This is a genomic window from Streptomyces sp. NPDC039424 (assembly GCF_055639495.1).
The window spans coordinates 208,721-233,905 of sequence record NZ_JBVKAI010000008.1 but is presented as its reverse complement, the minus strand read 5'-3'; the positions used below and the strand labels follow the sequence as shown (position 1 = coordinate 233,905).

Annotated in this window: 30 protein-coding genes and 1 pseudogene; 19 read left to right on the top strand and 12 right to left on the bottom strand. The window is 72.2% G+C overall.

Going from position 1 to position 25,185, the window contains the following annotated elements; genetic code table 11:
- Positions 1-154: 154 nt before the first annotated feature.
- The 4 genes from ACZ7L0_RS22150 to ACZ7L0_RS22135 are packed head-to-tail and all read left to right on the top strand — an operon-like array spanning position 155 to position 4,327.
- Positions 155-1,471 carry an ABC transporter substrate-binding protein gene (locus tag ACZ7L0_RS22150; protein WP_471244215.1) on the top strand — a complete coding sequence of 439 codons (1,317 nt, stop codon included), beginning with the start codon at positions 155-157 and terminating at the stop codon, positions 1,469-1,471.
- The gene (locus ACZ7L0_RS22145; protein WP_471244214.1) at positions 1,468-2,394 is read left to right on the top strand and encodes a carbohydrate ABC transporter permease; all 927 of its coding nucleotides are present in this window, start codon (positions 1,468-1,470) and stop codon (positions 2,392-2,394) included. Before ACZ7L0_RS22150 ends, ACZ7L0_RS22145 begins: the two co-directional genes overlap by 4 nt.
- A complete protein-coding gene (locus ACZ7L0_RS22140; RefSeq protein WP_471244213.1) occupies positions 2,391-3,296 on the top strand; it encodes a carbohydrate ABC transporter permease in 906 nt (301 codons plus the stop codon). The genes ACZ7L0_RS22145 and ACZ7L0_RS22140 overlap by 4 nt, the downstream gene beginning before the upstream one ends.
- Entirely contained in the window at positions 3,293-4,327 is a 1,035-nt protein-coding gene (locus tag ACZ7L0_RS22135; RefSeq protein WP_471244212.1) for a LacI family DNA-binding transcriptional regulator, read from the top strand. Before ACZ7L0_RS22140 ends, ACZ7L0_RS22135 begins: the two co-directional genes overlap by 4 nt.
- Before the next feature lie 12 nt (positions 4,328-4,339).
- On the opposite strand, the gene ACZ7L0_RS22130 is transcribed toward ACZ7L0_RS22135, so the two are convergent.
- Both ACZ7L0_RS22130 and ACZ7L0_RS22125 read right to left on the bottom strand, forming a co-directional pair.
- Positions 4,340-5,020, bottom strand: a complete 681-nt coding sequence (locus tag ACZ7L0_RS22130; protein ID WP_471244211.1) for a response regulator — start codon at positions 5,018-5,020, stop codon at positions 4,340-4,342.
- The gene (locus ACZ7L0_RS22125; protein ID WP_471244210.1) at positions 5,017-5,853 is read right to left on the bottom strand and encodes a sensor histidine kinase; all 837 of its coding nucleotides are present in this window, start codon (positions 5,851-5,853) and stop codon (positions 5,017-5,019) included. Before ACZ7L0_RS22125 ends, ACZ7L0_RS22130 begins: the two co-directional genes overlap by 4 nt.
- A gap of 139 nt (positions 5,854-5,992) precedes the next feature.
- Here ACZ7L0_RS22125 and ACZ7L0_RS22120 point away from each other — a divergent pair, with 139 nt between their 5' ends.
- The 4 genes from ACZ7L0_RS22120 to ACZ7L0_RS22105 all read left to right on the top strand — a co-directional run bounded on the left by ACZ7L0_RS22120 (position 5,993) and on the right by ACZ7L0_RS22105 (position 9,939).
- Positions 5,993-6,700: an ABC transporter ATP-binding protein gene (locus ACZ7L0_RS22120; RefSeq protein ID WP_471244209.1), complete on the top strand. Its 708-nt coding sequence runs from the start codon at positions 5,993-5,995 to the stop codon at positions 6,698-6,700.
- Positions 6,697-9,006, top strand: coding sequence for an ABC transporter permease (locus ACZ7L0_RS22115; protein ID WP_471244208.1), 2,310 nt, complete (start codon positions 6,697-6,699; stop codon positions 9,004-9,006). The genes ACZ7L0_RS22120 and ACZ7L0_RS22115 overlap by 4 nt, the downstream gene beginning before the upstream one ends.
- Positions 9,007-9,116: 110 nt before the next feature.
- Positions 9,117-9,467: a VOC family protein gene (locus tag ACZ7L0_RS22110; RefSeq protein ID WP_471244207.1), complete on the top strand. Its 351-nt coding sequence runs from the start codon at positions 9,117-9,119 to the stop codon at positions 9,465-9,467.
- Positions 9,468-9,540: 73 nt separating this feature from the next.
- A complete protein-coding gene (locus ACZ7L0_RS22105; protein ID WP_471244206.1) occupies positions 9,541-9,939 on the top strand; it encodes a MarR family winged helix-turn-helix transcriptional regulator in 399 nt (132 codons plus the stop codon).
- On the opposite strand, the gene pqqB is transcribed toward ACZ7L0_RS22105, so the two are convergent.
- The gene (gene pqqB / locus ACZ7L0_RS22100; RefSeq protein ID WP_471244205.1) at positions 9,936-10,832 is read right to left on the bottom strand and encodes a pyrroloquinoline quinone biosynthesis protein PqqB; all 897 of its coding nucleotides are present in this window, start codon (positions 10,830-10,832) and stop codon (positions 9,936-9,938) included. The genes ACZ7L0_RS22105 and pqqB overlap by 4 nt on opposite strands.
- 121 nt (positions 10,833-10,953) lie before the next feature.
- Here pqqB and ACZ7L0_RS22095 point away from each other — a divergent pair, with 121 nt between their 5' ends.
- Positions 10,954-11,631: an alpha/beta fold hydrolase gene (locus ACZ7L0_RS22095; protein ID WP_471244204.1), complete on the top strand. Its 678-nt coding sequence runs from the start codon at positions 10,954-10,956 to the stop codon at positions 11,629-11,631.
- 135 nt (positions 11,632-11,766) lie between these two features.
- Here the strand turns inward: ACZ7L0_RS22095 and ACZ7L0_RS22090 are convergent, their stop codons facing one another.
- The 4 genes from ACZ7L0_RS22090 to ACZ7L0_RS22075 all read right to left on the bottom strand — a co-directional run bounded on the left by ACZ7L0_RS22090 (position 11,767) and on the right by ACZ7L0_RS22075 (position 15,351).
- Positions 11,767-12,174: an SseB family protein gene (locus ACZ7L0_RS22090; RefSeq protein ID WP_471244203.1), complete on the bottom strand. Its 408-nt coding sequence runs from the start codon at positions 12,172-12,174 to the stop codon at positions 11,767-11,769.
- 108 nt (positions 12,175-12,282) lie between these two features.
- On the bottom strand, positions 12,283-12,840 hold the full coding sequence (locus ACZ7L0_RS22085; RefSeq protein ID WP_471244202.1) for a cysteine hydrolase family protein: 558 nt from the start codon (positions 12,838-12,840) through the stop codon (positions 12,283-12,285).
- Complete coding sequence (locus ACZ7L0_RS22080) at positions 12,837-14,321, bottom strand: purine-cytosine permease family protein (protein WP_471244201.1); 1,485 nt, start codon at positions 14,319-14,321, stop codon at positions 12,837-12,839. Before ACZ7L0_RS22080 ends, ACZ7L0_RS22085 begins: the two co-directional genes overlap by 4 nt.
- A 40-nt stretch (positions 14,322-14,361) precedes the next feature.
- The gene (locus tag ACZ7L0_RS22075) at positions 14,362-15,351 is read right to left on the bottom strand and encodes an AsnC family transcriptional regulator (RefSeq protein ID WP_471244200.1); all 990 of its coding nucleotides are present in this window, start codon (positions 15,349-15,351) and stop codon (positions 14,362-14,364) included.
- 102 nt (positions 15,352-15,453) lie between these two features.
- Between ACZ7L0_RS22075 and ACZ7L0_RS22070 the strand changes: the two genes are divergently transcribed.
- The 3 genes from ACZ7L0_RS22070 to ACZ7L0_RS22060 all read left to right on the top strand — a co-directional run bounded on the left by ACZ7L0_RS22070 (position 15,454) and on the right by ACZ7L0_RS22060 (position 17,777).
- Positions 15,454-16,248 (top strand): inositol monophosphatase family protein, encoded by a 795-nt coding sequence (locus ACZ7L0_RS22070; protein ID WP_471244199.1) that lies wholly within the window; start codon positions 15,454-15,456, stop codon positions 16,246-16,248.
- Positions 16,249-16,364: 116 nt separating this feature from the next.
- Positions 16,365-17,330, top strand: a complete 966-nt coding sequence (locus ACZ7L0_RS22065; RefSeq protein ID WP_471244198.1) for an ATP-binding protein — start codon at positions 16,365-16,367, stop codon at positions 17,328-17,330.
- A gap of 54 nt (positions 17,331-17,384) precedes the next feature.
- Entirely contained in the window at positions 17,385-17,777 is a 393-nt protein-coding gene (locus tag ACZ7L0_RS22060) for an SCO5389 family protein (protein WP_471244197.1), read from the top strand.
- A gap of 16 nt (positions 17,778-17,793) precedes the next feature.
- Here the strand turns inward: ACZ7L0_RS22060 and ACZ7L0_RS22055 are convergent, their stop codons facing one another.
- Positions 17,794-18,762, bottom strand: coding sequence for a pyridoxal-phosphate dependent enzyme (locus tag ACZ7L0_RS22055; RefSeq protein ID WP_471244196.1), 969 nt, complete (start codon positions 18,760-18,762; stop codon positions 17,794-17,796).
- Positions 18,763-18,927: 165 nt separating this feature from the next.
- Entirely contained in the window at positions 18,928-19,404 is a 477-nt protein-coding gene (locus ACZ7L0_RS22050; RefSeq protein WP_471244195.1) for an SRPBCC family protein, read from the bottom strand.
- 131 nt (positions 19,405-19,535) lie between these two features.
- On the opposite strand from ACZ7L0_RS22050, the gene ACZ7L0_RS22045 reads away from it, so the two are divergent.
- On the top strand, positions 19,536-20,717 hold the full coding sequence (locus ACZ7L0_RS22045; RefSeq protein WP_471244194.1) for a PP2C family protein-serine/threonine phosphatase: 1,182 nt from the start codon (positions 19,536-19,538) through the stop codon (positions 20,715-20,717).
- Here the strand turns inward: ACZ7L0_RS22045 and ACZ7L0_RS22040 are convergent.
- The 3 genes from ACZ7L0_RS22040 to ACZ7L0_RS22030 all read right to left on the bottom strand — a co-directional run bounded on the left by ACZ7L0_RS22040 (position 20,696) and on the right by ACZ7L0_RS22030 (position 21,842).
- On the bottom strand, positions 20,696-21,013 hold the full coding sequence (locus ACZ7L0_RS22040; RefSeq protein WP_471244193.1) for a DUF2795 domain-containing protein: 318 nt from the start codon (positions 21,011-21,013) through the stop codon (positions 20,696-20,698). The two genes, ACZ7L0_RS22045 and ACZ7L0_RS22040, sit on opposite strands and share 22 nt — an antisense overlap.
- A 20-nt stretch (positions 21,014-21,033) precedes the next feature.
- Positions 21,034-21,210, bottom strand: a complete 177-nt coding sequence (locus tag ACZ7L0_RS22035) for a hypothetical protein (RefSeq protein WP_471244192.1) — start codon at positions 21,208-21,210, stop codon at positions 21,034-21,036.
- Positions 21,211-21,296: 86 nt separating this feature from the next.
- On the bottom strand, positions 21,297-21,842 hold the full coding sequence (locus ACZ7L0_RS22030; protein WP_471244191.1) for a hypothetical protein: 546 nt from the start codon (positions 21,840-21,842) through the stop codon (positions 21,297-21,299).
- A 443-nt stretch (positions 21,843-22,285) separates the two neighbouring features.
- Here ACZ7L0_RS22030 and ACZ7L0_RS22025 point away from each other — a divergent pair, with 443 nt between their 5' ends.
- The 6 genes and pseudogenes from ACZ7L0_RS22025 to ACZ7L0_RS22000 all read left to right on the top strand — a co-directional run bounded on the left by ACZ7L0_RS22025 (position 22,286) and on the right by ACZ7L0_RS22000 (position 25,176).
- The gene (locus tag ACZ7L0_RS22025; protein ID WP_471244190.1) at positions 22,286-22,624 is read left to right on the top strand and encodes a hypothetical protein; all 339 of its coding nucleotides are present in this window, start codon (positions 22,286-22,288) and stop codon (positions 22,622-22,624) included.
- Between the two features lie 103 nt (positions 22,625-22,727).
- Entirely contained in the window at positions 22,728-23,402 is a 675-nt protein-coding gene (locus ACZ7L0_RS22020) for a condensation domain-containing protein (protein WP_471244189.1), read from the top strand.
- Positions 23,399-23,551 (top strand): hypothetical protein, encoded by a 153-nt coding sequence (locus ACZ7L0_RS22015; protein ID WP_471244188.1) that lies wholly within the window; start codon positions 23,399-23,401, stop codon positions 23,549-23,551. The genes ACZ7L0_RS22020 and ACZ7L0_RS22015 overlap by 4 nt, the downstream gene beginning before the upstream one ends.
- Before the next feature lie 25 nt (positions 23,552-23,576).
- Positions 23,577-23,789: pseudogene (locus ACZ7L0_RS22010) on the top strand (acyl carrier protein); the annotation flags it as partial.
- A gap of 5 nt (positions 23,790-23,794) precedes the next feature.
- A complete protein-coding gene (locus ACZ7L0_RS22005) occupies positions 23,795-24,550 on the top strand; it encodes a thioesterase II family protein (protein ID WP_471244187.1) in 756 nt (251 codons plus the stop codon).
- Positions 24,544-25,176, top strand: coding sequence for a LysE family translocator (locus ACZ7L0_RS22000; protein ID WP_471244186.1), 633 nt, complete (start codon positions 24,544-24,546; stop codon positions 25,174-25,176). Before ACZ7L0_RS22005 ends, ACZ7L0_RS22000 begins: the two co-directional genes overlap by 7 nt.
- Positions 25,177-25,185 lie beyond the last annotated feature (9 nt).

Here is a 25,185-nt window from a genome sequence, read left to right as displayed (position 1 = left end):
GGAACGTGCACACACAACAATGGCGGTGTGAGCCCAACATAACCGCACAGCAACAACCATTGACAAGTGTCCGGGATGTTTCTCTACTGTGAACGCTCACAGAAGCATGGCAGGTCTTCGCAGCAGGCGAGGACCCAGGTCAGGGGAGAGTTCCATGCCGCACACGAAGCGCCGTCGCCTCGTGACAACCGCCGTCGCCGTCTCACTCGGCGCCACCGCCCTCGCCGCCTGCGGCACCGAAGACGGCAGCAAGGCCGAGTCGGGCCCGGTCTCGCTCACGTACTGGACGTGGACGCCCGGCATGGACAAGGTCGTCGACCTCTGGAACAAGGGGCCGGGCAAGAAGGACAAGATCACCGTCACGGTGAAGAAGCAGGCGTCCGGCGACACGCTGATCACCAAGATCCTCACCGCGCACAAGGCCCAGAAGGCGCCCGACCTGGTGCAGGCCGAGTACCAGGCGCTGCCGACCCTGGTCAGCAACGACGCGCTGGCGGACATCTCCGAGGAGGTCGCCGACGCCAAGGGCAAGTTCGCCGAAGGCGTCTGGCAGCAGACCACCCTGGGCACGGACGCGGTCTACGCGGTCCCGCAGGACATCGGGCCGATGATGTTCTACTACCGCGAGGACCTGTTCAAGCAGTACAAGCTCAAGGTCCCCACCACCTGGGACGAGTTCGCCGAGACCGCCCGCGCCCTGAAGAAGGCCGCCCCCGACAAGGACCTGACCACGTTCTCCGCCAACGACTCCGGTCTCTTCGCCGGTCTCGCCCAGCAGGCGGGCGCCAGGTGGTGGACCACCTCCGGCGACAAGTGGAAGGTCGCCATCAACGACGCGGCCACCCAGAAGGTCGCCAAGTTCTGGGGCGGCCTGGTCAAGGAGGGCGCCATCGACAACCAGCCGATGTACACCCCGTCCTGGAACAAGGCGCTCAACACCGGCAAGCAGATCGCCTGGGTCAGCGCCGTGTGGGCACCGGGCACGCTCACCACGGCCGCGCCCGACACCAAGGGCAAGTGGGCGATGGCCCCGCTCCCCCAGTGGTCCGCGAACGAGACCGTCACCGGCAGCTGGGGCGGCTCCTCGACCGCCGTCACCACCGACTCCCAGCACCAGGCCGCCGCTGCCAAGTTCGCCGCGTGGCTCAACACCGACCACGACGCCCTCAACGCGCTGGCCAAGGAGAGCGGGATCTACCCGGCCTCCTCCTCCGCCCAGCTCAGCGGCGCCTTCAGCAACCCGCCGGCGTACTTCTCGAACCAGGCGGACTTCTACACCAAGGCCGCCGAGATAGCGAAGACCACCGCGCCGTCCGCGTGGGGCCCGAACGTGAACGTCGCCTACACCTCCTTCAAGGACGCGTTCGGCGCCGCCGCCAAGAACAAGTCGGACTTCGTGACCGCCCTGAACGCGATGCAGGACGACACGGTCGCCGACATGAAGAAGCAGGGCTTCGGGGTCTCTCAGTGACGAGCACGCAAAGCCGGAAGGCGTACGGGGTCAAGGGGGCCCCGTACGCCTTCCTCCTCCCCGCAACGGTCCTCTTCGCGCTGTTCTTCGCGCTGCCCATCGGGTACGCGGTCTGGCTCAGCTTCCGCAAGGTGCACGTCTCCGGCCTCGGCCTCGGAGCGGGCGCCCGCAAGGAGGTCTGGGCCGGCCTGGAGAACTACACCGACGCGCTCGGCGACAGCGAACTCCTCGACGGCGCCCTGCGCGTGCTCGGCTACGGCTGCATCGTCGTCCCGGTGATGCTCGGTCTCGCCCTGCTCCTCGCGCTGATGCTCGACTCCGACAAGGTGCGGCTCGCCCCGTTCACCCGGCTCGCGATCTTCCTGCCGTACGCCATCCCCGGCGTCGTGGCGGCGCTGCTGTGGGGCTTCCTCTACCTGCCGGACGTCAGCCCCTTCTACTTCGTGCTCGGCAAGCTGGGCCTGCCGCAGCCGGACCTGCTGGACGGCGGCCCGCTCTACCTCGCCCTGTCGAACATCGCGGTCTGGGGCGGCACCGGCTTCAACATGATCGTCATCTACACCGCGCTGCAGGCCATCCCCGCCGAGGTGTACGAGGCGGCGAAGCTGGACGGCGCCACCCCGCTGCAGATCGCCCTGAAGATCAAGATCCCGATGGTGGCGCCCTCGCTGGTGCTCACCTTCTTCTTCTCGATCATCGCGACGCTGCAGGTGTTCAACGAGCCGACCACCCTCAAACCGCTCACCAACTCGGTCAACACGACCTGGAGTCCGCTGATGAAGGTGTACCAGGACGCCTTCGGCCGCAACGACGTCTACTCGGCCGCCGCCGAGGCGACGCTGATCGCGCTGGTCACCCTCGTCCTGTCCTTCGGGTTCCTGCGGGCGGCCAACCGCGGCAACAAGCAGGAGGAAGCCCGATGAGTTCTCTTGCCGTCCGCAAGGCCGCCCCGTCCGCGGGCACCACCCCGGGCACCGCCCAGGGCCCGCCGCTGCACAGCCGGATCGCGCTGGTGCCGACGCTCACGCTGCTGATCGGCGCGATCTACATGCTGCTGCCGGTCGCCTGGGTGGTGATCGCGGCCACCAAGTCCGGGCACGAACTGTTCTCCACGTTCACCTTCCTGCCGGGCACCGGCCTCGCCGACAACCTCAGCGACCTGAACGCCTACCGCGACGGCATCTACTGGCAGTGGCTGGGCAACTCCGCCCTGTACGCCGGTCTCGGCGCCCTGCTGTCCACGGCCGTCTCGGCCTTCAGCGGCTACGCGCTGGCGACCTACCGGTTCCGGGGCCGCGAGACGCTGTTCAACGTGCTGCTCGCGGGCGTGCTGATGCCGCCGGTGATCCTCGCCGTCCCGCAGTATCTGCTGCTGGCCAAGGCGAACCTCACGGACTCCTACCTGTCCGTGCTGCTCCCGCAGATCCTCTCCCCGTACGGCGTCTACCTCGCGCGCATCTACGCGGCCGCCGCCGTCCCCGCCGACGTGGTCGAGGCCGGGCGGATGGACGGCGCGAGCGAGTGGCGGATCTTCACCCGGATCGCGCTGCCGATGATGGTGCCCGGTCTGGTGACGGTGTTCCTGTTCCAGTTCGTGGCGGTGTGGAACAACTTCCTGCTGCCGTTCATCATGCTCAGCGACGACGAGAAGTTCCCGATCCCGCTCGGCCTGTACACGCTCCTCGAACAGGGCGCCAACACCCCGGCCCTGTACACACTGGTGATCACCGGCGCCGGACTCGCCGTCCTGCCGCTGGTCGCCCTCTTCCTGGTCATTCAGCGGTTCTGGAGCCTGGACCTGCTGTCCGGGGCCGTAAAGTCATGATTATGAGCAGCAATGCGGGGGGCCGGCGCAAACCGCCGACGATCCACGACGTGGCGCGCGAGGCAGGGGTCTCCCGGGGCACCGTCTCGCGCGTGCTCAACGGCGGGCACTACGTCAGCCCGGCCGCGCAGGAGGCGGTGAACGCCGCCATCCGCAAGACCGGCTACGTGGTGAACCGGCACGCCCGTTCGCTGATCACCGGGCGCTCGGACTCGGTCGGCTTCCTGCTGACCGAGCCGCAGGAGCGGTTCTTCGAGGACCCGAACTTCAACGTGCTGCTGCGCGGCTGCACACAGGCGCTGGCCGCGCACGACGTGCCGCTGCTGCTGATGCTGGCCGGCACGGCGGACGAGCGGCGGCGCATAGCGCGGTACATCACCGCCGGGCACGTCGACGGCGTCCTGCTGGTCTCCAGCCACTCGGGCGACCCGGTCGCCGAGGAACTGTGCGCGGCGGGCGTGCCGCTGGTCGCCTGCGGCAAACCGATCGGGCTGGGCTCGAAGGTCAGCTATGTGGCCGCCGACGACCGCGACGGGGCCCGCGACATGGTGCGCCACCTGCTGTCGCTGGGCCGCCGCCGGATCGGCGTGGTCACCGGCCCGCTGGACACCCCCGGCGGTGTCGAGCGCCTGGCCGGTTACAAGGAGGTGCTCGGGGAGGCGGCCGTCGGCGTCGACGACAAACTCATCGTCTCCGGCGACTACAGCCGGGCCAGCGGCGAGGCGGGCGCTGAGCGGCTGCTCGATCAGGCCCCGGACATGGACGCCGTCTTCGTCGCCTCAGACCTGATGGCGCAGGGCGTGGTCACGGCGCTGCAGCGGGCGGGCAGGCGGGTGCCGGACGACATCGCTGTCGGCGGCTTCGACGACTCCCCCGCGGCCACCGCCGTCAGCCCCGCCCTCACCACCATCCGCCAGCCCTGGGACCGGATCAGCTCGGAGATGGTCCGCGTGCTGCTCGCCCAGATCGGCGGCGAGGACCCGGCCGCGGTGATCCTGCCGACGGAACTGGTGCGCCGCGAGTCGACGTGAGCGCGCCCGGGGTCAGCGGCTGCCGGGTCTGACCAGCTCCGTCTCGTAGGCGAGGACGACTGCCTGGGCGCGGTCGCGCAGGCCCAGCTTGGCGAAGATCCGGGCCACATGGGACTTGACGGTCGCCTCGCTCAGGGTGAGCTCGGCGGCCAGTTCGGTGTTGGACAGCCCACGGCCCAGCAGCGTCAGCACCTCCCTTTCCCGGGGCGTGAGGGCGGCGAGATCGGCGTGCACGGTGGGGGTCCGGCCCTGCTCCGCCGCGTACCGCTCCACCAGGCGCCGGGTGATCGACGGGGCCAGCAGGGCGTCGCCGGTGCCGACCAGCCGTACGGCGGCGGCCAGGTGTTCCGGGGTGACGTCCTTGAGCAGGAAGCCGCTGGCGCCCAGGGACAGCGCGGTGTACACGTACCGGTCCAGGTCGAAGGTGGTCAGGATCAGCACCCGGCAGTCCGGGGTCCGCTCCAGGATGCGCCGGGTCGCCTCCAGGCCGTCCATGGCCGGCATCCGGATGTCCATCAGCACGACGTCCGGGCGCAGTTCGCGCGCCGCCGCCACCGCCTCGGCGCCGTCGGCCGCCTCCCCCACGACCTCGATGCCCCGGGCGGTCAGGATCAGCCGGAAGCCGGTCCTGATCAGGGTCTGGTCGTCGACGACCAGCACACGGGGCGCGCCCTCGGGCGCGGCCGGCGTCACGGGCGGTCCAGGGGTATGCGCGCCCGGACCCGGTAGCCGCCGCCGAGCCTGCGGCGGGCGTCCAGATCACCGCCGTACACGGCGACCCGCTCGCGCAGGCCCAACAGGCCGCGGCCCGCGCCCTCGTGGCGGCGGGGCCGCTCGGGTGCCGCGCCGGTCAGTACGCTCGGGCCTGTGTTGAGGACCTCGACGCGCAACGCGTGGTCGGCGTACCGCACGGTCACCTCCGCCTTGCCGCCGTCGCCGTGTCTGAGCGCATTGGTGAGGGCCTCCTGGACGATGCGGTACGCGGTCACGTCGATGCCCTGCGGGAGGGGGCGCGGGTCGCCGGATATCCGTACCTCGACGGGCAGTCCGGCGAACGATATCCGGTCCACGAGGGGACCGAGGCGGTCGAGGCCGGGCTGCGGGGCCAGGTCCGGGTGGGCCCCGGCCGGTCCGGGATCGACGTCCTCGCCGCTCGCCGGCGGCGCCAGCAGCCCCAGCAGATGGCGCAGGTCGGTCATCGCCCCGCGCCCCGCGTCCTCGACGGCCCGCAGGGCGGACGCGGCCTCGTCCGGCATCGTGCCCAACACCTCGCGGGCGGCGCTCGCCTGCACCACCATGAGGCTGACATTGTGGCTGACGATGTCGTGCAACTCCCGGGCGATACGGTCGCGTTCGGCCGCGACCGCGACCTGGGCCGCGCTCTCCCGCTCCCGCTCCAGCAGCCAGCCCCGCTCCCCCACCGCCTCCCGCCACCGGCGCCGGGTGCGCAGCAGCGCCACCATCAGTCCCGCGACGGCCGCGCACGCCACCGCGAGCGCCACCGCCAACCCGTCGTACTCCCCCATGGCTTCACTCTCGCAGACGGCACCGACATCCGCATCGACCTGTGGATTCAGCGCCCTGCATCCCCGGGATGAGACATCGGCCGGGGTCCCGTCCCGGGAGGGATGCCCCGCGGCCGGTCCCCCGCCTAGCGTCCTGTCCATGGTCACTGAGGTGGGAACGGGAGAGAGCGTCGTCCGGCTGGACGGCGTGCGCAAGGAGTACGGCGAGACGGTCGCGCTCGGCGGAGTGTCGCTGGAGATACGGGCCGGGGAGGCGGTCGCGGTGATGGGGCCCTCGGGCTGCGGCAAGTCCACACTGCTCAACATGATCGCCGGGCTGGACCGCCCCACGGGCGGCGCGGTCGTCGTCCACGGCGAGAACGTCGGGGAGCTCAGCGAGAAGGGCCTCGCGCTCTACCGGCGGCGCCGGATCGGCATGATCTTCCAGTTCTTCAACCTCATCGACGATCTGTCGGCCCTCGACAACGTGGCTCTGGCCGCCCAGTTGACCGGCACCCCGGCCCGGCAGGCCCGGCGCCGTGCGCTGGAGCTGTTCGAGGAACTCGGCGTCGCGGACCGGCGCAACGCCTACCCCGCGGTGCTCAGCGGCGGCGAGCGGCAACGCGTCGCCGTCGCACGGGCGCTGATGAACCGTCCGGCACTGCTGCTCGCCGACGAGCCGACCGGCGCCCTGGACAGCCGGGCCGGGGAGCAGGTGATGGACCTGCTGCTGGACCTGAACCAGATCGGCCAGACGCTGATCATCGTCACCCACGACCGGCATCTCGCGCGGCGCTGCGCGAGCCGTCTGGTGGAACTGGCCGACGGCCGGGTCACCGGCGAGCACACCCTGGAGCCGTCCGCATGAGAGCGGTGTGGCGGGCCGCGCGGGCGGCCGTACGCAGGCGGCGACTTCAGACACTGGTCATCTGGCTGGTGACGCTGGTGTCGACGGGGTCGATGGTGGTGGCGCTCGGACTGGTCGACGCGGCCTCGGCACCCTTCGACCGGGCCTTCGGCAGCCAGCGCGGGACGCATCTCGTGGCCGCGTTCGACCCCGCGAAGGTGTCGGACGCCCAACTCGTACGCGCGGCCCGGGAGTCGGGGGCCGCGGCGGTGTCCGGGCCGTTCGCCCAGGCGAGCGTCACGATCCCGCGTGGCACCGCGGACTTCGGCCTCGGTGGTGAGCTCACGGTCGTCGGCCGCCCGGGGCCGGGCGGCGCGGTGGACAAGGTGGATCTGTGGGCGGGCCGGTGGGCCACCCGGCCGGGCGAGGTGGTGGTGAACCGGCAGTCGGACTGGACCGCGGACGACCTGGGCAAGAAGCTCCGGGTGCCCTCCGGGCCGACGCTCACCATCGTGGGGTTCGCCTTCGACCTCAGCCGCACGGCGGACGCCTGGGTCGCGCCCGGCCAGATGAAGGACCTGCACCCGACCGCCGAGCAGATGCTGTTCCGGTTCCATGACGCCTCGTCGGACGCACGGCTGCGGGCCGGGCTGGCCCGGGTGACCGACGGGCTGCCGAAGGGTGCGCTGACCGGGACCCGGTCGTACCTGGCACTGAAGCACCAGATCGGCAGGACCGCCCGGGCGTACGCGCCGTATCTGATGACCTTCGGGATCCTCGGGATCGTGGTCGCGGTGCTGATCGTCGCCAACGTGGTCGGCGGTGCCGTCGTCTCCGGCTTCCGGCACATCGGCATCCTCAAGGCCCTGGGGTTCACCCCGGGACAGGTGCTCGCCGTCTACCTCGCCATGATCTCCGTGCCCGCCGTCCTCGGATGTGCGCTCGGCACGCTCGTCGGCAACCTGCTGGCGCGCCCCTTCTTCCAGTTCGTCTTCACCGGCCCGGACGCCGGAGTGTTCCACGACAGCGTCGGCGTCGCGCCCTGGGTGAACGCGCTCGCCCTGCTGGGCATGCCGCTCGTCTGCGCCCTCGCCGCTCTCGCCCCCTCGATGCGGGCGCAACGGCTCTCGGCGGCGCGGGCGATCAGCGCGGGCAGCGCTCCGCGCACCGGCCGGGCACCGGGCCTCCAGCGGTGGCTGTCGGGCACCCGGTTGCCGCGGTCGGTGAGCCTGGGCATCGGGCTGCCGTTCGCCCGGCCGGGCCGCAGCGCCCTCACGCTCGCCGCCGTGGTCCTGGGAGTGACCACCGTGACGTTCGCGACCGGCCTGGCCACCACGATGACCCGGTTCGGCGGCCCGGGGCAGGTGCACTACGACGTCACGGTGTACGCGAGCGACTTCAGGCACGGCAAGGAGATCCAGCCGGAGCACGGCGACCGTGCGCTCGAGTCGTTGCTGCGTTCGCTGCCGGGCGCGACCCGCGTCACCGCGAGAGGGAACGTGGACGCCGTGGTCGCGGGCACCTCGGTGAAGGTCAACCTCGAAGGCCGCCGCGGTGACCCGGGACTGGGCAGTGTGCTCACCAAGGGCCGGTGGTCGCGTGGCCCGGGCGAGATCGCGGCCGGATCGGCCTTCCTGCGCCAGAACGGCCTGCGGGTCGGCGACCGACTGGTGCTGCAGAAGGGCGACCGCCGGGAGGCCGTGACCGTCGTCGGCGAGTTCATGATCGACGACGAACGGCTGCTGGCGGCCGACTGGTCGGCCTTCAACGCCCTGGCGCCGCAGGAGCGTCCCATCGCCTACCACGTCGTGCTGCGGGACGGCACCGACCCCGAGGCCTACGCCCGCGCGGCCCGCGCCGCCGACCACGACATCAGCCCGGCACCGAACGGCCCGAACAACATCACCCGCACCATCGTCGGCTCAGCGGCGGTCCTGACCCTCATGCTCGCCGTGGTCTCGTCGCTCGGTGTCTTCAACACGGTCGTCCTCAACACCCACGACCGGCGCCGTGACCTGGGCATGCTCAAGTCGATCGGCATGACACCCGGCCAGGTGACGGCGATGACGGTGACCTCGATGGCGGTGCTCGGCGCGGCCGGGTCGCTGCTCGGGATCCCGCTGGGGATGCTCGGCTACGCCATGGTGATCCCCCGTATGTCGAGCGCGGTGGACATCACGCTGCCCTCGTACATGACGGACGTCTGGCATGCCCCGGTCCTCGCCGGACTGGCCCTCGCGGGTCTGGTGATCGCCCTTCTGGGTGCCTTCCTGCCGGCCCGGCGTGCGGCCCGGCTGACGGTCGCGGAGGTGCTGCACAACGAGTGACGGCCGCAACCGGTCAGGATTGAAGAAGCGGTCCCGCGCCTCCCGGTCCTAGCGTGGGATCACCGACGGATCCCGTCGGTGATCCCACGCACCTCGAAGGAGTGAGTTCCATGACCGCCGGCCTCCAGACGATCATCTACCCCGTCAAGGACCTCGACCGCGCCAAGTCCCTGTTCACGGCTCTGCTGGGCGTCGAGCCCTATGCGGACGAGCCCTACTACGTCGGTTTCAAGGCCGCCGGGCAGGACGTCGGCCTTGACCCGAACGGGCACGCCAAGGGCATGACCGGGCCAGTGCCGTACTGGCACGTGACGGACCTCAGGGAGCGGCTCGCGGCCCTGCTGGAGGCGGGGGCGGACCTGCTCCAGGACGTGCAGGACGTCGGCGGCGGCAGGCTGATCGCCTCGGTCAAGGACGGCGACGGCAACCTGGTCGGGCTGCTCCAGGACACGGCGGCCTGAGCCTCGTACGACCGCATGCACCCGCACTAGTTGCACACTCAACAATTGCCCGGATCGGTGCTACCGTGCGGGTATGGCAGTGAAGACGGCCGACGCGCGGCTCGAGGAACGGTGGCGGGACATCCTGTCGGTGCACGCGCGCACGATCTGCGAGATCGACCGCGTGCTGCACCCGCACGGGCTGGGCGCGAGCGACTTCGAGGTACTCGACCTGCTCGCCTCCGAGACGTCCGACAAGGGCGACCAGTGCCGGGTGCAGAACCTGGTCGGACGGGTGCACCTCAGCCAGAGCGCCCTGTCCCGCCTGATCGGGCGGCTGGAGAAGGAAGGCCTGGTGGAGCGCTCGGTCTGCGTGGAGGACCGGCGCGGCGTCTGGGTCGCACTCACCGGCAAGGGACGTGAGCTGCACGCCGAGGTGCTGCCCCTGCAGCGTGCGGTACTGGCCCGGATGCTGGAGGAACGGACCGCCTAGAGCGTGAACCCGGCCCCGTCCGGCAGGACTTCGACCCCGTGCGCGGTCGCCTCCGCCCGGGCCGGTGAGGCGGGGTCGAGCAACGGGTTCGTGTTGTTGAGGTGGGTGTAGATCCGGCGCGCGCGGGGGTGGCGGGCCAGGGCGGCGAGGCTGCCGTGCGGGCCGGTCACCGGGAGGTGGCCCATGGCCGCCTGCCCCGGGCCGGAGCTGACCGCCGTGCCCATCTCGTCGGCCGCGAAGAACGTGCCGTCCATGAGCACGCAGCCGGCCTTTGCGCACAGCTCGTCCAGGACCGGGCTCCAGGCGGCCACGCAGGGCGCGTACACCAGGACTCCGCCGGTGGCCAGGTCCTCGACGCGGTACGCGGTCACCCAGCGGTCGTCCGGTTCGCGTCCGGCGTCCGGTACGTACTTCGGCACCTTGGTCCCCACCGGGTGCGCCGTGACGACCAGCCCTCCTGCCAGCACGAAGCCACCGTCGGCCAGGCTGTCGGCCCACTGCCAGGGGGCGTAGCGGCCGAGGGCGTCGCGCATCGGGGTGAGCGTGGCCCGCACCGGCGGGGCCGCGTACACCTTGAGGTCCGCCGCCCCGCGCAGCACGGTCAGGCCCGTCACATGGTCGGCCTCGGCGTCGGTCAGCAGCACGCCCCGCAGCGGCGTCTGCCGGGGACCGGGGCCGGGCCACAGCGCGGCGGTGGCGGTGAGCTGGGTGCGGATGTCGGGCGAGGCGTTCAGCAGCCACCAGTCGCGCCCGTTGCCGGTGACGGCCACGCAATCCTGGGTGCGGGCGGGCAGTCTGCCGTCCCGGGCCGCGCAGCACAGGGCACAGGCACAGTTCCACTGCGGGAAACCACCACCGGCGGCCGTGCCCAGCAGGACGACCCTCACGACCATCCACCCCTCTCGCTCACCCGGTTCTCCGCTGGGATCTTCCCTCCCGGGCCCGCGCGGACCACCCCTTGCGAGGGGTCAGTTCCGGCCGACCTCCGGCCCCGGCTTGACCTACGATGACGCGGTGAAGTTCGTGATGGTGCCGGGTGGCTGGCAAGGCGGATGGGTGTTCGACTCGGTGGCCGCCGAGCTGCACCGAGACGGTCACCAGGTCGAGGCGGTAACCCTGTCAGGGTTGGAATCGGACGGCCCAATCGATGTGGACCGTCCGCCGAACCTCGACACCCATATTGACCAGGTAGCCGAGATCATCGACCGTAGCGACGAAACGCCCCTCGCACTGTGCGGGCACAGCTACGGCGGCATGGTGATCGCTGGTGTCGCGGATCGGCTCGGCGACCGCCTCGACCAGCTCGTCTTCATCGACGCCTACGTCCCGGACGACGGGGATTCATGTTGGTCTTTGACCAGCGACAGCTTCCGGGAGACGTTCATAGCCGGCGCCGGCGCCGACGGTCGGTGGGTCGCAGTCCCTGATGGGCTCGACCCTCGCGCGCGACCGCATCCAATGGCGAGCCTCGTCCAGTCGATCAGGCTGAGAGGCAACCCCGGCCGCGCGCTCGGCCGAACGTTCATCAGTGGTGGCGCGTGGGCAGGGAGCCCGTTCGTGACCCTGACCGAACGGTTGCGCAACGACTCGGGCTGGCGGGTTCACGAGATCCCCGTTGGCCACAACATCGCCCGCCGCGACCCGCACAGCCTCGCGGCCGTTCTCGGCGCGTTGCCGCCCGACTCCGTCTGACGCGCATCCGCTCACTCCTCTGTGTCGCCGTCCTCGCCGAGGTGGACGGCCGCCGGGTCGCGCAGGGACCGCAGGCCCTCGCGCGGCGGGCGGGCCGCGACGGCCGGGAGGTGCCCGGCCGCCGGGGTCCGTCGTTCAGCCCGCCTGACGGGCCAGCAGCGTGCGCACCCCCTCGGAGGTGAGGGTCAGTCCGTGCGCGGAGCTGCCGTCTATGGCGAGCGAGAGGTCGTCGGCCGGCCACTGGGAGGCGAGCGCGCCCAGTGGCACCAGACGGTAGCGGGAGACGTAAGGCAGCAGATCGGCCATCGTCAGCTCCGAGGTGAACACGGGCACGACCGGGTTGTCCCCGGGCCGTTCCAGAACGGGCAGGGCCACCGCCGAGGGGTCGGTGGCGTCCTCGTCGGCGGCGTCGTCCGGTACGGGGACCAGCACGTCGCTGCTCGCGAGCGTGTACAGCGCGGTCGGGTCCTCGGCGTTCTCGGCCAGCGCGTCCAGCGCCCGCTGGGCCGGCGTGGGCGTGTCGTCGTACGCGGGTGTCTCCATGGCAGATCCCCTGGTAGCGGCGGTCGTACGGCCGCCCGGAGCCGGTTCGCCCCGGGCGCGGTCCTGAGCGCGTACCCAGTCGGCCCGGGGGCATGCGGAGCGGACCGCTCATTCCCCGTCCGCACCGAGCAGTTCCGCGACCGTCGTCACACGGATCAGGGGCCGGTACAGGTCCAGCAGGTGCAGCGCCTCGGTGTGGGAGTCGTCGTCCGCGCCCGCGCAGGCGTCGGCGACGACCAGCACCTCGGTCCCGGCGTCGGCGGCGGCCAGGGCGGTGGACAGCACGCAGCAGTCGGTGCTGACGCCGGCCAGGACCAGGCGCCCGTCCGGGCCGACGCGGTCGGCGAGTTCCGGGGTCCACTTGCCGAAGGTGGTGGCGTCGAGGACGTGCTCCGCCCGGGCCGCGAACTCGTCGGTGAGCCGCCACAGACCGGCGTCGGGCGGTCGCAGGGCGAAGGGCCACCGCGCGTAGTAGGCCCGCCAGGCCCCGATGGGTTCCCCGGGCGCCAGGAAGCGGGTGAAGGTGACGCGTCCGGCGAAAGCCGGCAGCAGTCGTCGTACGCCCGCCGCCGCCTCGGCGAACCGGGGCGCGGCCCAGGGGCTGCCGGGGTCGGCGAAGACGTGCTGCATGTCGATGACGGCGAGCAGGCCGGGGACGGGGGTCACGCGCCGGGCACCCCCGCGTCCGCCTTCGGGCTCGGCGCCTGGGCCTCCTGGTCGCGGATCCGGCCGCGTCCGAGGGCGAGTGTGCCGAGGAGACCGAGCGCGAGGGCGGCGAGGACGCCGAGGTTGGCGTACGCCCAGGCGCCGGACCTGCCGCCCAGGCCCAGCGGGCCGAGGAGGTAGCCCTGCCAGCTCAGCCGGCTCGCGGCCGTGTTGGTGACCAGGCCCCAGCCGACGGCCGTGGCCGCGAGGGTGAGCAGCAGCGGCGGCAGCGGTACGTCGCCGTAGCGGCCGTGCGGACGGTACAGGTCGCCCTCGTCGTAGTCCCGGCGGCGCAGCGCCAGGTCGGCCAGCATGATGCCGCACCAGGCGGCGATGGGCACGCCGAGCGTGGTCAGGAAGCCCATGAACGGGCCGAGGAAGTCATCGGCGAAGAACACGATGTAGACCGAGCCCGCGATCATCAGGATGCCGTCGAGGAGCGCGGCCAGATAGCGGGGCACGGGCAGGCCCGCCGAGAGCAGGGCCAGTCCGGAGGAGTAGATGTCCAGGACCGCGCCGCCGACCAGCCCGAGCACGGCGACCACGGCGAACGGGACCAGGAACCAGGTGGGCAGGAGCGTGGTCAGCGCGCCGATCGGGTCGGCGGCGACGGCCTTGCCGAGCGTGCCGGAGGAACCGGCCAGCAGCAGCCCGAAGACCAGCAGGAGCAGGGGGGCGAGGGAGGCGCCGAAGGCCGTCCAGCCGATCACACCCCGGCTGGAGGAACTCCGGGGCAGGTAGCGGGAGTAGTCGGCCGCCGCGTTCACCCAGCCGAGGCCGAAGCCCGTCATCATGAACACCAGCGCGCCGATGAACTCCTGGGCGGAGCCCGCCGGGACGGCGCTCACCGTGTCCCAGTGGACGTGGTCGGCGACGAGCCCGATGTAGACGACGGTGAGCACGCCGGTGACCACGGTGATCACGGTCTGCAGCCGCATGATCAGGTCGAAGCCCATGACACCGCCGGCCACGGTCAACGCGGCCACCACGAGCAGGGCGACGACCTTGGTCTCGGTGCCGCCGCCCCAGCCGAGCCGGCCGAAGACGGTCGCGGTGGCCAGGGTGGCGAGGGCGATGAGGACCGTCTCCCAGCCGACCGTGAGCATCCAGGACACCAGCGACGGCAGCCGGTTGCCGCGCACGCCGTACGCGGCGCGGCTGAGCACCATCGTGGGCGCGGAGCCGCGCTTGCCGGCCACCGCGATGAAGCCGCAGAGCAGGAAGGAGACGACGATGCCGAGCACACCGGCGGTCAGGGCCTGCCAGAAGGAGATGCCGAAGCCGAGGGCGAAGGCGCCGTAGCTGAGCCCGAGGACGGAGACGTTCGCCCCGAACCAGGGCCAGAACAGGGTGCGTGGGGTGCCTTTGCGCTCGGCGTCGCCGATGACGTCGAGGCCGTGGGTCTCCACCTGCAGAGGTCTCTGGCGTTCGTTGGGGTCCATCGCCGACCTGCCTGTCCGGACGGGTGCCGAGGAGTGGACGCTAGGTCGGCCGGTGCCGGGCGTCAAGGATCACCGGCGGCTTTCCGGGGCGCTTGACCGCCTGGCCGACGATGACGGTCTCGACCCCCTCGACGCCCAGCCCGCCCAGGTCCCGCGTGATGAACCGGTAGAGGTGCGCCAGGTCGCGCACCCAGACCGCGACGTGCAGGTTGAACGCGCCGGTCGTGGCGAACGCGCCGTGCACCGCGGGATGGTGGGCCAGCTCCCGGCCCACCGCGTCCAGCCGGTCGGGGGCGAGGCGCATCATCACGTTGGCGTCGATGTCCAGTCCGAGCCGGCGTGGGTCGACGACGACCTGGGTGAGCAGGCGCCCGGTCTCCGCGAGCCGGGCGATGCGGCGGCGCACGGTGGACTCGGGATGGCCGGTGCGCGCGGACACGGCCGCCGCCGGGGCGCGTGCGTCGTCCTGAAGGGCGGCCAGGACGGCGTGGTCCACGTCGTCCGGCTCACCGGGGGCGTCCGCGCGGGCCGGGGTGGGGGTCAGGGCGGTGCGTTCGGTCTCGGTCAGTACGTCGTGCCGCCACTCCTGGGCCTCGGCGAAGACGTGCAGCACCGTGTCCGCGGAGACGGAGGTGACCGCCCGGGTGGCGGGCAGTTCCCGGAAGACCAGGTGGTCCCGGCTGCCGGGCCGGGTCCAGGAGACGGCGAGGATCTCGTCGCCGGAGGCCGAGAGGTCGATGAACGGGACGTCGGGCCGGGCCGCGAGGGCCGCCGTGAGGGCGTCGAGCCTGCCGCCGAGCACCCGGATCCGCAGGAGCAGCGCACCGACGGTGTCGGGCCGCACGGGGAGCGCGATCACCCGGCAGACCCCGTCGCCGAGCAGGGTCCGCCAGCGCCGGTGCACCGTGCACGCACTGACCCCGAGCGCCTCCCCGGCCCGTTCCGCGGCGAGCCGCCCGTCGCACTGCAACGCGGCGATCAGCCGCTGGTCCAGCTCATCGAGTACCGGATCCGCCATTTCCAGATCCACGAGGGACATTATCGCTCACCCAGTAGGTCTGGAGAGTCGGTCGGTGGTCGACGCGTCCGAGGATCGAGTCACCGAAAGCGATCCACTCCGAGGGAGCCCACCATGACGTCGTACCAGGACCTGCTCGCCCCCATGGCCGCCGCCGCGCACGAGGTCGGGCGGCTACTGACGGCCGCGCCGCGCCCCGGGCGGGCCACCACCGTCGAGGAGTTCGCCGAGGCCTTCGACGCCCTGGAGGCACCGGCGGCGGCCGTCATGCGGCGTCGCCTGGAGGACCTGCGGCCGGGAGTGGACTGGGCGGACGAACTGGACGACCAGGCCGTGCCGCCGTCGGACGGCGAGGTGTGGGTGGTGGACCTGGTCGACGGGGCGGTGCAGTTCTTGCAGGGGCTGCCGCAGTACTGCGTGAGCCTGGCGCTGGTGCGCGACGGCGAGCCGGTGGCGGCGGCGCTGCACTCGCCTGTGCTGGGTGAGACGTATCTGGCCGCTCGTGGGCAGGGCGCGACGCTCGACGGGCGGCCGCTCACGCCCTCGGTCAAGACGGATCCGGCGGCGGCCGTCGTCGCGACCAGCCAGCCGCCGTTCATCACCCGGCAGCCGGGGGTGGCCGAGGCGGCGGGCCGGTCGCTCGCCGCGGTGCTGCCCAGGGTGGCCGCGGTCCGCAATCTCGGTCCGACCAGCTGGCAGATCGCCGACACCGCCGGCGGACGCCTGGACGCGTTCTGGCAGTTCGGCCGGGACGCCGCCAACCTGCTGCCCGGCGCCCTGGTCGCCCGGGAGGCGGACGCGGTGGTCAGCGACGCCGGCGGCGGCCCGTGGACGGCCGCCTCCGAAAGCTTCCTCGTCGCCCCGGCCGGACTGCACGGCCGACTGCTGGAGGCCCTGCGGCACGGATGACCGGCCGCCCAACTCGTCCCCGTCCTGCCCCGATCGGCGGATCGGTGATTTGACACCGCACCCCGCCCCCTCCAGCCTATGCACATGAAATCCATTTCCAATAGGAGTGGCTAGCCATGCGCGTGGCATTCGTAGGCAAGGGCGGCAGCGGCAAGACGACCCTGTCGGCTCTCTTCTCCCGTCATCTGGCGCGGGCGGGCGCGCCCGTGGTCGCCGTCGACGGGGACATCAACCAGCATCTGGCGCACGCCCTCGGACTCGGCGAGGACGAGGCCCTCACCGCGCCGCCGCTCAGCGCGTACACCGGGGAGATCAAGGACTACCTGCGGGGCACCAACCCCCGGATCCCGTCCCGGGACGCCATGGTCAAGACGACCCCGCCCGGCCGCGGCTCACGGCTGCTGCGCCCGCTCGGGGACGACGAGATCCACGCCCGGCACGTCCAGCGGGTCAGCGGGGTACCGCTGATGGTGACCGGCGCCTTCGAGGAGAGCGACCTCGGGGTGGCGTGCTACCACTCCAAGCTCGGCACGGTCGAGCTGTATCTCAATCACCTGGTGGACGGGCCCGGCGAGTACGTCGTGGTCGACATGACGGCCGGCGCGGACGCCTTCGCCTCCGGTCTGTTCACCCGTTTCGACATGACCTTCCTGGTCGTGGAACCGACCCTCAAGAGCCTCTCCGTCCACCGCCAGTACCGGGAGCACGCCGCGGAGTTCGGCATCCCGGTCGCCGTGGTCGGCAACAAGGTCACCGGCGAAGACGACCTGCTCTTCCTCAAGGAGCACGTCGGCGACGACCTGGTGGCCCACTGCACACGGTCGGACTATGTGCGGGCCACCGAACAGGGGCGGCCACGCGGCGAGTTGGAGCCGTCCAACGCGCACGCGCTGACCCTGCTGCGGGACGCCGTGGACGCCCGTACGCAGGACTGGGACACCTTCCGGCGGTACGCCGTCGAGTTCCACCTGCGCAACGCCGCCGCCTGGGCCGACCGGGCCACCGGGCAGGACCTCGCCGCCCAGGTCGACCCGGACTTCCGGTACGGCCCGGCGGCACTCGCCTCCGGCTCCGGCCGCTGACACGACCGCTCGACCGATTTCCTGGAAAACCCCTACACAGACAGGACAACACCCATGTCGCTCGACGTCTCCCCGCAACTGCTCGCCGAAGCCGGGACGGGCCGGGTACGGGAGGAGGACTTCGTCGCAACGGTCCGTACGTCCCTGCCGTACGCCTACGACCTGATCTCCGGTCTGGCCGCAGAACTGCGCGCGGGCACCGCCGAGTTCGCCGACAACGTCACGCCTCCGCCGTCCGAGAGGGAACGCGGTCAGCTGTTGCGGGCGCTGTCGAGCGACGCGATCCGGGGCAGCCTGGAGCGGCACTTCGGGGTCGCGCTGGCCTTCCAGAACTGTCACCGGGTGGCCGTCTTCCGTCCCGAGGACCGCGGCGGCGCGACCCATACGCGCTTCACCTCGCCGCGCGCCCAGATCCTCAACCAGTCACCGGAGTTCCGGGACTGCTGAGTGCAGCCCGGACCCGTCAGCCGCCGAGGAGTTCGGCGAACCGCCGGGCACCGACGTTCCCGCCGGAGAGGATGACGCCGATCCGGCGGGGCAACGGCTCGACGCGGTGGGCGAGCAGGGCGGCGAGGGCGGTCGCGCCACTCGGTTCGGCGACCGTCTTCAGACGTTCGAAGGCGAAGCGCATCCCCTCGCGGATCTGGTCGTCACTGACCAGGGTGATGCCGTCGAGCAGGCGACGGTTGATCGAGAAGGTGAGCTCGCCGGGGATGTCCGCGGCCTGGCCGTCGGCGATGGTGCGGGGCACGGGGACGGAGACGCGCCGGCCGGCCTCCAGGGACCGCTTGGTGTCGTCCCCGGCCTCCGGCTCGACGCCGATCACCCGGATGTCCGGAAGGAGCCCCTTGGCGGCGGTGGCGCACCCGGCGATCAGTCCGCCGCCGCCCACCGGCACTACCAGGGCGTCCAGTTCGCCGACCTCCTCGATCAGCTCCAGGGCCGCGGTTCCCTGGCCCGCGATGACATGGGGATGCTCGTACGGCGGGATGAGCGCGAGGCCGCGGTCGGCGGCGAGGGCCTCGCCGATGGCGACCCGGTCGCCGGTGTAGCGGTCGTAGGTGACGATCTCCGCGCCGTATCCGGCCGTGGCCTCCAGCTTGGCTTCGGGCGTGTCCTCGGGCATCAGGATCACGGCCGTGGTGCCGAGCACGCGGGCGGCCAGGGCGACGGCCTGGGCGTGGTTGCCGGAGGAGTAGGCGGCGATGCCCTTGGCCAACTGGCCGGCGGACAGCCGGGACGCGGCGTTGTAGGCACCGCGGAACTTGAAGGCGCCGACGCGCTGGAGGTTCTCGCACTTGACGACGACCTCGGCGCCCACCAGCTCGTCCAGGGTCCGCGAGCGCAGCACCGGCGTCCGGTGGGCGACCCCCTCGATGCGCGCTGCGGCGTCCTGGACGTCCCGCAGGCTGACGGGCGGGGTGTCGGGCATGTACGTACTCCGTTCTGGGCGCTGCCGGCCGCTGCCGTCGCCGGATGCCGGGCCGTCACCGTCCTGGACAGGACGGGGCTGGAATCATTGTCCAGCATCTAGACGAAAAGTCCAGGGCCCGGCCGTGGGGCGGCAGCGCCCAGCTGGAGCACGCCGTGCCAGGACTCAGAGCACCTGGCCGGGGTCGCCGGGCTTGATGCGTCCGCGCCAGGCGCCGGACTCGCCGCCGCGGTGCTCGATGTAGTCCTTGAAGCGCCGCATGTCTCCCTTGACCCGCCGGTCGATCAGGCCCAGCGCGTCGGCGCCCTTCTCCACCATGCCTTCCGGCTCGATGTCGATGACGAGCTCGACCCGGGTGTGCGTGTCGTCCAGGCGCTGGAAGCGGACCATGCCCTTCTGGTGGGTGTCGCCGCTGACGGTGCGCCAGGTGATCCGCTCGTCGGGGAGCTGGTCGACGATCTCGGTGTCGAACTCCCGCTGCACTCCGCCGATCTTGGTGGTCCAGTGGTTGTGGCGGTCGTCGAGCTGCCTGACCTCTTCCACTCCCTCCATGAACTGCGGGAACTGCTCGAACTGCGTCCACTGGTTGTACGCGGTGTGGACGGGGACCTCGACCTCGACCGCTTCCTTGACCGTGCTCATGCGTTTTCCTCCTTCAGTGGTCGGCTTTCGTCCGGCCGTGCTCCGAGTACCCCGCTGACCGGGCGGTTCACAGCGATCGGCACAGATCGGCGCGATGGCCGGTCGCCGGGGCGTGGGGCAGGCTGGTAGGCATGGGGCCCCGGGCGAGAGGTGCGGTTCCGCGGCAGTCGTGGCAGTCGAGCCACGCGCTGCTGCTGCTTCCGATCGCGTTCATCGTGGCGATCACGGTGGTGGACATCCGCTCGCCCGAGGACATCCATCTGGGGCCCGCGCTGGTCATCGCGCCGGCGCTCACCCCGTCCTTCGCCGGTCCCCGGACGACCGGGCTGGTGGGCGTGCTGGCGCTGGCGGCCCAGACCGTCATCGCCCACTTCCACGGCGGGCTGACCACCACCAACCACCTGGTGCAGCTCGTCACCCTCGCCGTGCTGACGGGCCTGATCGTGCTCTACTGCGCGGTCCGCGACCGGCGCCGGGCGCAGCTCGCCCAGGTACGGACGGTCGCGGAGGCCGCCCAGCACGTGCTGATGTGGCCGCTCCCGGAGGAGATCGGCCCGCTGAGGATCGCGTCGCTGTACCTGGCCGCGGAGGACGAGGCCCAGATCGGCGGCGACCTGTACGCCGCCACCCGGTGCGACGGCACCGTCCGTGTCCTGATCGGTGACGTGCGCGGCAAGGGGCTCGCCGCGATCGGCGAGGCGGCGCTGCTGCTCGGCGCCTTCCGTGAGGCGGCCCACCGGCAGACCTCGCTGCCCGACCTGGCCGCCACCCTGGAGCAGAGCGTGAGCCGCTACACCGCCGATTTCGAACCGCCCGAGGAGGCCGGTGAACGCTTCGCCACCGCGCTGCTCGTGGAGATCCCCGACGGGGACCCGGTCACCCGGATGACCAGTTGCGGCCACCCTCCCCCGCTGCTGCTCAGCCCCGGTCACGTGGTCACCGTGCCGAGCCTGCATCCCGCGCCCCCGCTGGGTGTCGGCGGCACGGGCCCGGCGGACTACACGCTGGACGTGTTCTCCTTCGAGCCCGGCGACACCCTGCTGCTCCACACCGACGGTGTCATCGAGGCCCGCGACGCCGGCGGCGGCTTCTACCCGCTGGCGGAACGCGTCGCGCGCTGGACCGAGTCCGGGCCCGAGGCGCTCCTGCACCACATCCGCCGCGACCTCTTCGCCCACACGGGTGGACGCCTGGACGACGACGCCGCCCTGATCGCTCTGCACCGCACGCCCGCGGTCCACCGCCGGCACGGCCGGATCGCGGGGTCGGGAATCTCGGGGGCGGGGAGCCGTCAGCGGTCCAGTTCCTCCTGAATCGGCGTCTTCGGCTCTTCCCGCAGGTGCTGGGAGAGTCCGGGCCTGCCGCCCTGACGGGCCTGCTCCGCACGCTGCGCGGGGTTGTATCCGAGGTCCGAGTCCGGGTCCACCCGGACCGACCGGGCCACCTCCTCGCGGCCGGCGTATCGCTCCGGCGGGATTTCGCGCAGCGCCTTGACCACCTCCTCGGGGGCGCCCGCCGAGCGCGCCGCCGTGACCAGCCGGTCCTTGTCGGCCGGGAAGTCGACGTCCTTCAGCGCGGCCAGCACCTCCGGAACGCTGGTGTGTGCCATGGGGGGAGCCTCCTTGTCCGCTATTTGTCGTCCTCGAAGTCGTTCCGTTCGATCCCCGCCTCGTCCATCGCCTCCCGAAGGGTGCGGCTGGACGGTCCGGGGGTACGGCGACGCTTCGCGTCCGTGCTCCGCGCCGGCTCCATGACCACCTCGTCGGTGGCGTTCGTCTTCGGGCGGTGCTCTTCGGGAACGGTCATGCCGGGGCTTCCTCACCTGTGCCTTGTGTGTCCTGTGTGCTTCCTGCGCGAGGGCGAGTACCCGGGACCCGCCGGAGGACACTGGATCATCCGTGCTCGTGGAAGACCTCCTGCGACTTGCGGAAGCGGAGCTCCTCCAGCGTGCGCAGCTGCCGCCCCGCGCGTGCGAGGAGTTCGTCGAGCTGCCGCGGATCGAGGCGCTTGTCCGTCTCCGACAGCGGACGCAGCGTCCGCCAGGCCGCCGCCTTGCCTTCGACGCCCAGCCGGAGGAACTCGAGTTCGACGACAGACGTGAGCGGAGACCGGTTCACGAGGCGCCCGTTGGGCTTGAGCCGCCCCGCCAGCTCGGCCGCGCCGGCCGCCCAGACCTTGTACCGGCGCGCCGGCACCCCGAGCCGGTCCATGATCTCCAGCAGGGTCTTCCGGTCCTCCGCGATCTCCCGCGCGATCGGTTCCAGCGCCTCACCGAGCGGGGTGCCACGGCTCGCCCGGGCCACGTACTGGACACGGCGGGTACCTACGGTCGCTCCCGCCAGATGGTCGTTGAGGTAGATGCCGAGCAGCTCGACCCGTACCGAGCCGACCGGTCGCGTACCCGTCGCACTGCCCCTAGGGCTGTCACTCGCAGTCACCGCAGCCTCCTCGTCGCACCGAGCCCCCTGGGTTGACCGGAGCCGGGTACCCAGCCGGGAGCGACTTCTCGATCAGCGTCCCCGCCGTGGCTTTCGGGCCCGACGGTCCGCCGGTCGTCGCGGCGGCCGAATTTGCCCGGTGGGCGCGCCCCCGGCCTGCGGCCGGATCGCGACGGCCGCGCCGAGGTCCGCTTCTGCTATCCGCCCCACGACGGTACGGTGCGCCGGGTGGGCGTGGACCGGCCGCCGCCGTGCCGGGCATCGCGCATGCCGAGGCACCGGCCGCGCCCGGCACCCGGCTGCCGCTGCCGCCGAGGCAGGTCACCCGTGGCTCGCCGTACCGGTGGCCTCCGGGGCCGGAGAGGCGGCCGGCGCCCGCGCCCCGGGGACGGCCGTACCCCTGGTCACGGCCGAGGTGGAGCCGCTCGGAGAGGTGGGGATCGATGCGGTGGCCTGGCCAGTGGCGGCCGGTCGACGGGCTGATCGGCGCGCACGGGCTGTCGTGGTTATGCCTGGGTCCGGCCATGCCCCGCACCTCCGTGCACCTCGCGGGCCGGCCCCTGCGGCTCACAGGCCGCCGCACCGTGCCCGGGGTCGGCTTCCCGGCGAACGCGATGGGCGTCCTGCCGCTCACCGCGACGCTGCGGCGGGCCCGCCGCCCCATGCCCGCGTCCGCCGAGGACGACGGGGGCGGGCCGGTGCTGCTCGGCGAGTGCGCCTGCCTGCCGAGCGGCAGACAGGTCCGGCGGCGGCCCGTCGAGGCCGCCGCACGGGCGCGGTAGTCCGCCGCACCGCCTCCCGTACCGTAGCCGTCTCCCACCACCCGTCCCACCGTGCCGGTGCCGGCACGACTCACCTGCGCTCGATGAAGAGAGAGGGAGTCCCGTGAAGGTCCGAAATGCAACGAACGCCCCCGGGGCGGAGCGGTTCGAGCCGTTCCCGCTGACCGACATCCAGTACGCCTACTGGGTCGGCCGCGGCCCCAACTTCGTGCTGGGGAACGTCGCCCCGCACGCCTACTTCGAACTGGAGGGCCGCCGCCTCGACCCCGATGTGCTCTCCCGGGCCTGGCGGCACCTCGTGGAGCGGCACGACATGCTGCGCGCGGTCGTCGGCCCCGACGGACGCCAGCGCGTGCTGGAGACCGTCCCCGGGTTCGAGGTCCGATGTACCGATCTGCGCTCCGCCTCCGAGGAGGACAGGGAGCGCACGCTGCTCGCGTTACGGGAGGAGATGTCGCACCACGTCTACTCCGCGGCCGACTGGCCGCTGTTCGACCTCCGCCTGACCCGGCTGCCCGGCCACGACCGTCTGCACGTCAGCGTCGACCTGCTGATGGTCGACCTGGCCAGCCTCACCCTGCTGTTCAGCGAGTGGAGCGCGCTGTGCCAGGACCCGGACCTCGAACTGCCGCCGGTGGGCGTCACGTTCCGTGACTACGCCCTCGAACTGGAACGGGGCTCACAGGCCCCCGCTACCGGAAGGCGCTCGCCTACTGGACCTCGCGGGCCGCCGCCCTCGCCCCGCCGCCCGAGCTGCCGCTGGCCAAGTCGCCGGTGAGCGTGCACCGGCCGCGCTTCACCCACCGCGAGTTCCACCTCCCCGAGGAGAAGTGGCAGACGCTGCAACGGCGTTGCGAGGAGCGGGGACTGACCCCGACAGCGGTGCTGGCGGCCCTGTTCTCCGGCGGTCACCGCGCACACCCATGACTCTGTCGCCGGCTGGCTCACCGGCTTCCTCGCCGAGCTCCTCGACGTGACCCCGGACCAGATCGACCCGGCCACCGGGCTGGACCTGCTCGGCGTGGACTCGGCCACAACTCTGGTCATCTGCGCCAAGGCCCGCGACGAACTGGGCGTCCCGCTGCGGCCCAGGGAGGTCTTCGACCACTTCACGGTGGACGCCCTGGCCCGCCGTCTGACCGCCTCACGGCCGACGGGAGTGTGACTGCCGTGCCCAACTGGCTGCTCAGCGGGCCGTCCCGGCCCGCCCCTTGCGACCTGTACTGCTTCCCGCACGGGGGCGGTACAGCGGCCGAGTACCTGCGCTGGGCCCGCGACCTGCGCACGGCGCGGGTGCACGCGGTGCAGCTGCCGGGCCGCTTCCCGCGCCTGAGCGAGGCCATGCCCGGCTCGATGCGGGAGCTGGTGGAGGCGTTGCTGGGCGAAGTGCCGTTCGCCACGGGCCCGTTCGTGTTCTGCGGGCACAGCCTGGGGGCGCTGGTCGCCTACGAGGTCACGCGCGCCCTGGCGGCCACCGGGCGTCCGCTGCCGGCCCGGCTGGTCGTCTCCGGCTTCCGGGCGCCGCATCTGCCGCATCCGGCCACGGGGTTGCACCGGCTGCCCGACGACGAGCTGCTCGACACGGTGGCCCGCCTGCACGGCGGGCTGCCGGACGAGGTGCTGGCCTCGGCCGAACTGCGGGAGCTCGCGGCGGGCGCGCTGCGCGCCGACTACCGGATCCTGGAGACCTACGTCTGGTGGCCGGCTGGTCCGCTGCCCGTGCCGCTGACCGTGTTCGGCGGCGAGGAGGACCGGGTCACGGCGGACGAACTACGGGCCTGGGGCGAGCACACCTCGGCCGGGGTGGCCGTCCGCCGGTTCCCCGGCGGGCACTTCTACCTGCGCGAGCGACCGGCACCCGTCCAGCGGGCGCTGGCGGCGGCCGTCGGCTCGGTCCGCTCGGCGGAGCGGAGCACCCCGTGCTGACCTTCACCGCGGCCTGTCTGGTCCTCATCGTCATCCCGGGCCCCGACCAGGCCCTGATGACCCGCAACGCGCTGGTCGGCGGGCGCCGCGCCGGGCTGCTGACCATGCTCGGCGGGGTGCTCGGCCTCAGCGTCCATGTCTCCGCCGCCGCGCTCGGGGTCTCCGCGCTGCTGCTGGCCTCCGCCACCGCCTTCACCGTGCTGAAGGTGGTGGGGGCGGCCTACCTGGTGTGGATGGGCGTCGCGACCCTGCGCGGCGCCCGGCGCACCGTGCGGGAGGGCGCGCGGGAGGACGACGCCGTGGACGGTGCGGCACTCCGCGCGGGCGACGGCGGCCGGATGCTGCGCCAGGGGTTCCTGTCCAACGCGCTCAACCCGAAGGTGGCGCTGTTCTTCGTCACCTTTCTGCCGCAGTTCCTGCCGTCCCGGGGCGCTGTGCTGCCCCGGGCACTGCTGCTGTCGCTGGTGTTCGCGGTCCTGTACCTGCTCTGGTTCAGCCTGTACGTGGCCACCGTGGACCGGCTCGGCAGGGTGCTGCGCCGGCCACGGGTGCGGGCCCGCATCGAGCAGGTCACCGGGCTGCTGCTGATCGGCTTCGCGGCCCGGCTGGCCTTCCAGTCGCCGTGACCCGGCCGG

Coding starts and splice junctions, on each gene's coding strand:
- ACZ7L0_RS22150 (WP_471244215.1), top strand. CDS start 155: ATGCCGCACACGAAGCGCCGTCGCCTCGTGACAACCGCCGTCGCCGTC.
- ACZ7L0_RS22140 (WP_471244213.1), top strand. CDS start 2,391: ATGAGTTCTCTTGCCGTCCGCAAGGCCGCCCCGTCCGCGGGCACCACC.
- ACZ7L0_RS22135 (WP_471244212.1), top strand. CDS start 3,293: ATGATTATGAGCAGCAATGCGGGGGGCCGGCGCAAACCGCCGACGATC.
- ACZ7L0_RS22125 (WP_471244210.1), bottom strand. CDS start 5,853: ATGGGGGAGTACGACGGGTTGGCGGTGGCGCTCGCGGTGGCGTGCGCG.
- ACZ7L0_RS22120 (WP_471244209.1), top strand. CDS start 5,993: ATGGTCACTGAGGTGGGAACGGGAGAGAGCGTCGTCCGGCTGGACGGC.
- ACZ7L0_RS22115 (WP_471244208.1), top strand. CDS start 6,697: ATGAGAGCGGTGTGGCGGGCCGCGCGGGCGGCCGTACGCAGGCGGCGA.
- ACZ7L0_RS22110 (WP_471244207.1), top strand. CDS start 9,117: ATGACCGCCGGCCTCCAGACGATCATCTACCCCGTCAAGGACCTCGAC.
- ACZ7L0_RS22105 (WP_471244206.1), top strand. CDS start 9,541: ATGGCAGTGAAGACGGCCGACGCGCGGCTCGAGGAACGGTGGCGGGAC.
- pqqB (WP_471244205.1), bottom strand. CDS start 10,832: ATGGTCGTGAGGGTCGTCCTGCTGGGCACGGCCGCCGGTGGTGGTTTC.
- ACZ7L0_RS22090 (WP_471244203.1), bottom strand. CDS start 12,174: ATGGAGACACCCGCGTACGACGACACGCCCACGCCGGCCCAGCGGGCG.
- ACZ7L0_RS22080 (WP_471244201.1), bottom strand. CDS start 14,321: ATGGACCCCAACGAACGCCAGAGACCTCTGCAGGTGGAGACCCACGGC.
- ACZ7L0_RS22070 (WP_471244199.1), top strand. CDS start 15,454: ATGACGTCGTACCAGGACCTGCTCGCCCCCATGGCCGCCGCCGCGCAC.
- ACZ7L0_RS22065 (WP_471244198.1), top strand. CDS start 16,365: ATGCGCGTGGCATTCGTAGGCAAGGGCGGCAGCGGCAAGACGACCCTG.
- ACZ7L0_RS22060 (WP_471244197.1), top strand. CDS start 17,385: ATGTCGCTCGACGTCTCCCCGCAACTGCTCGCCGAAGCCGGGACGGGC.
- ACZ7L0_RS22055 (WP_471244196.1), bottom strand. CDS start 18,762: ATGCCCGACACCCCGCCCGTCAGCCTGCGGGACGTCCAGGACGCCGCA.
- ACZ7L0_RS22050 (WP_471244195.1), bottom strand. CDS start 19,404: ATGAGCACGGTCAAGGAAGCGGTCGAGGTCGAGGTCCCCGTCCACACC.
- ACZ7L0_RS22045 (WP_471244194.1), top strand. CDS start 19,536: ATGGGGCCCCGGGCGAGAGGTGCGGTTCCGCGGCAGTCGTGGCAGTCG.
- ACZ7L0_RS22040 (WP_471244193.1), bottom strand. CDS start 21,013: ATGGCACACACCAGCGTTCCGGAGGTGCTGGCCGCGCTGAAGGACGTC.
- ACZ7L0_RS22035 (WP_471244192.1), bottom strand. CDS start 21,210: ATGACCGTTCCCGAAGAGCACCGCCCGAAGACGAACGCCACCGACGAG.
- ACZ7L0_RS22025 (WP_471244190.1), top strand. CDS start 22,286: ATGCGGTGGCCTGGCCAGTGGCGGCCGGTCGACGGGCTGATCGGCGCG.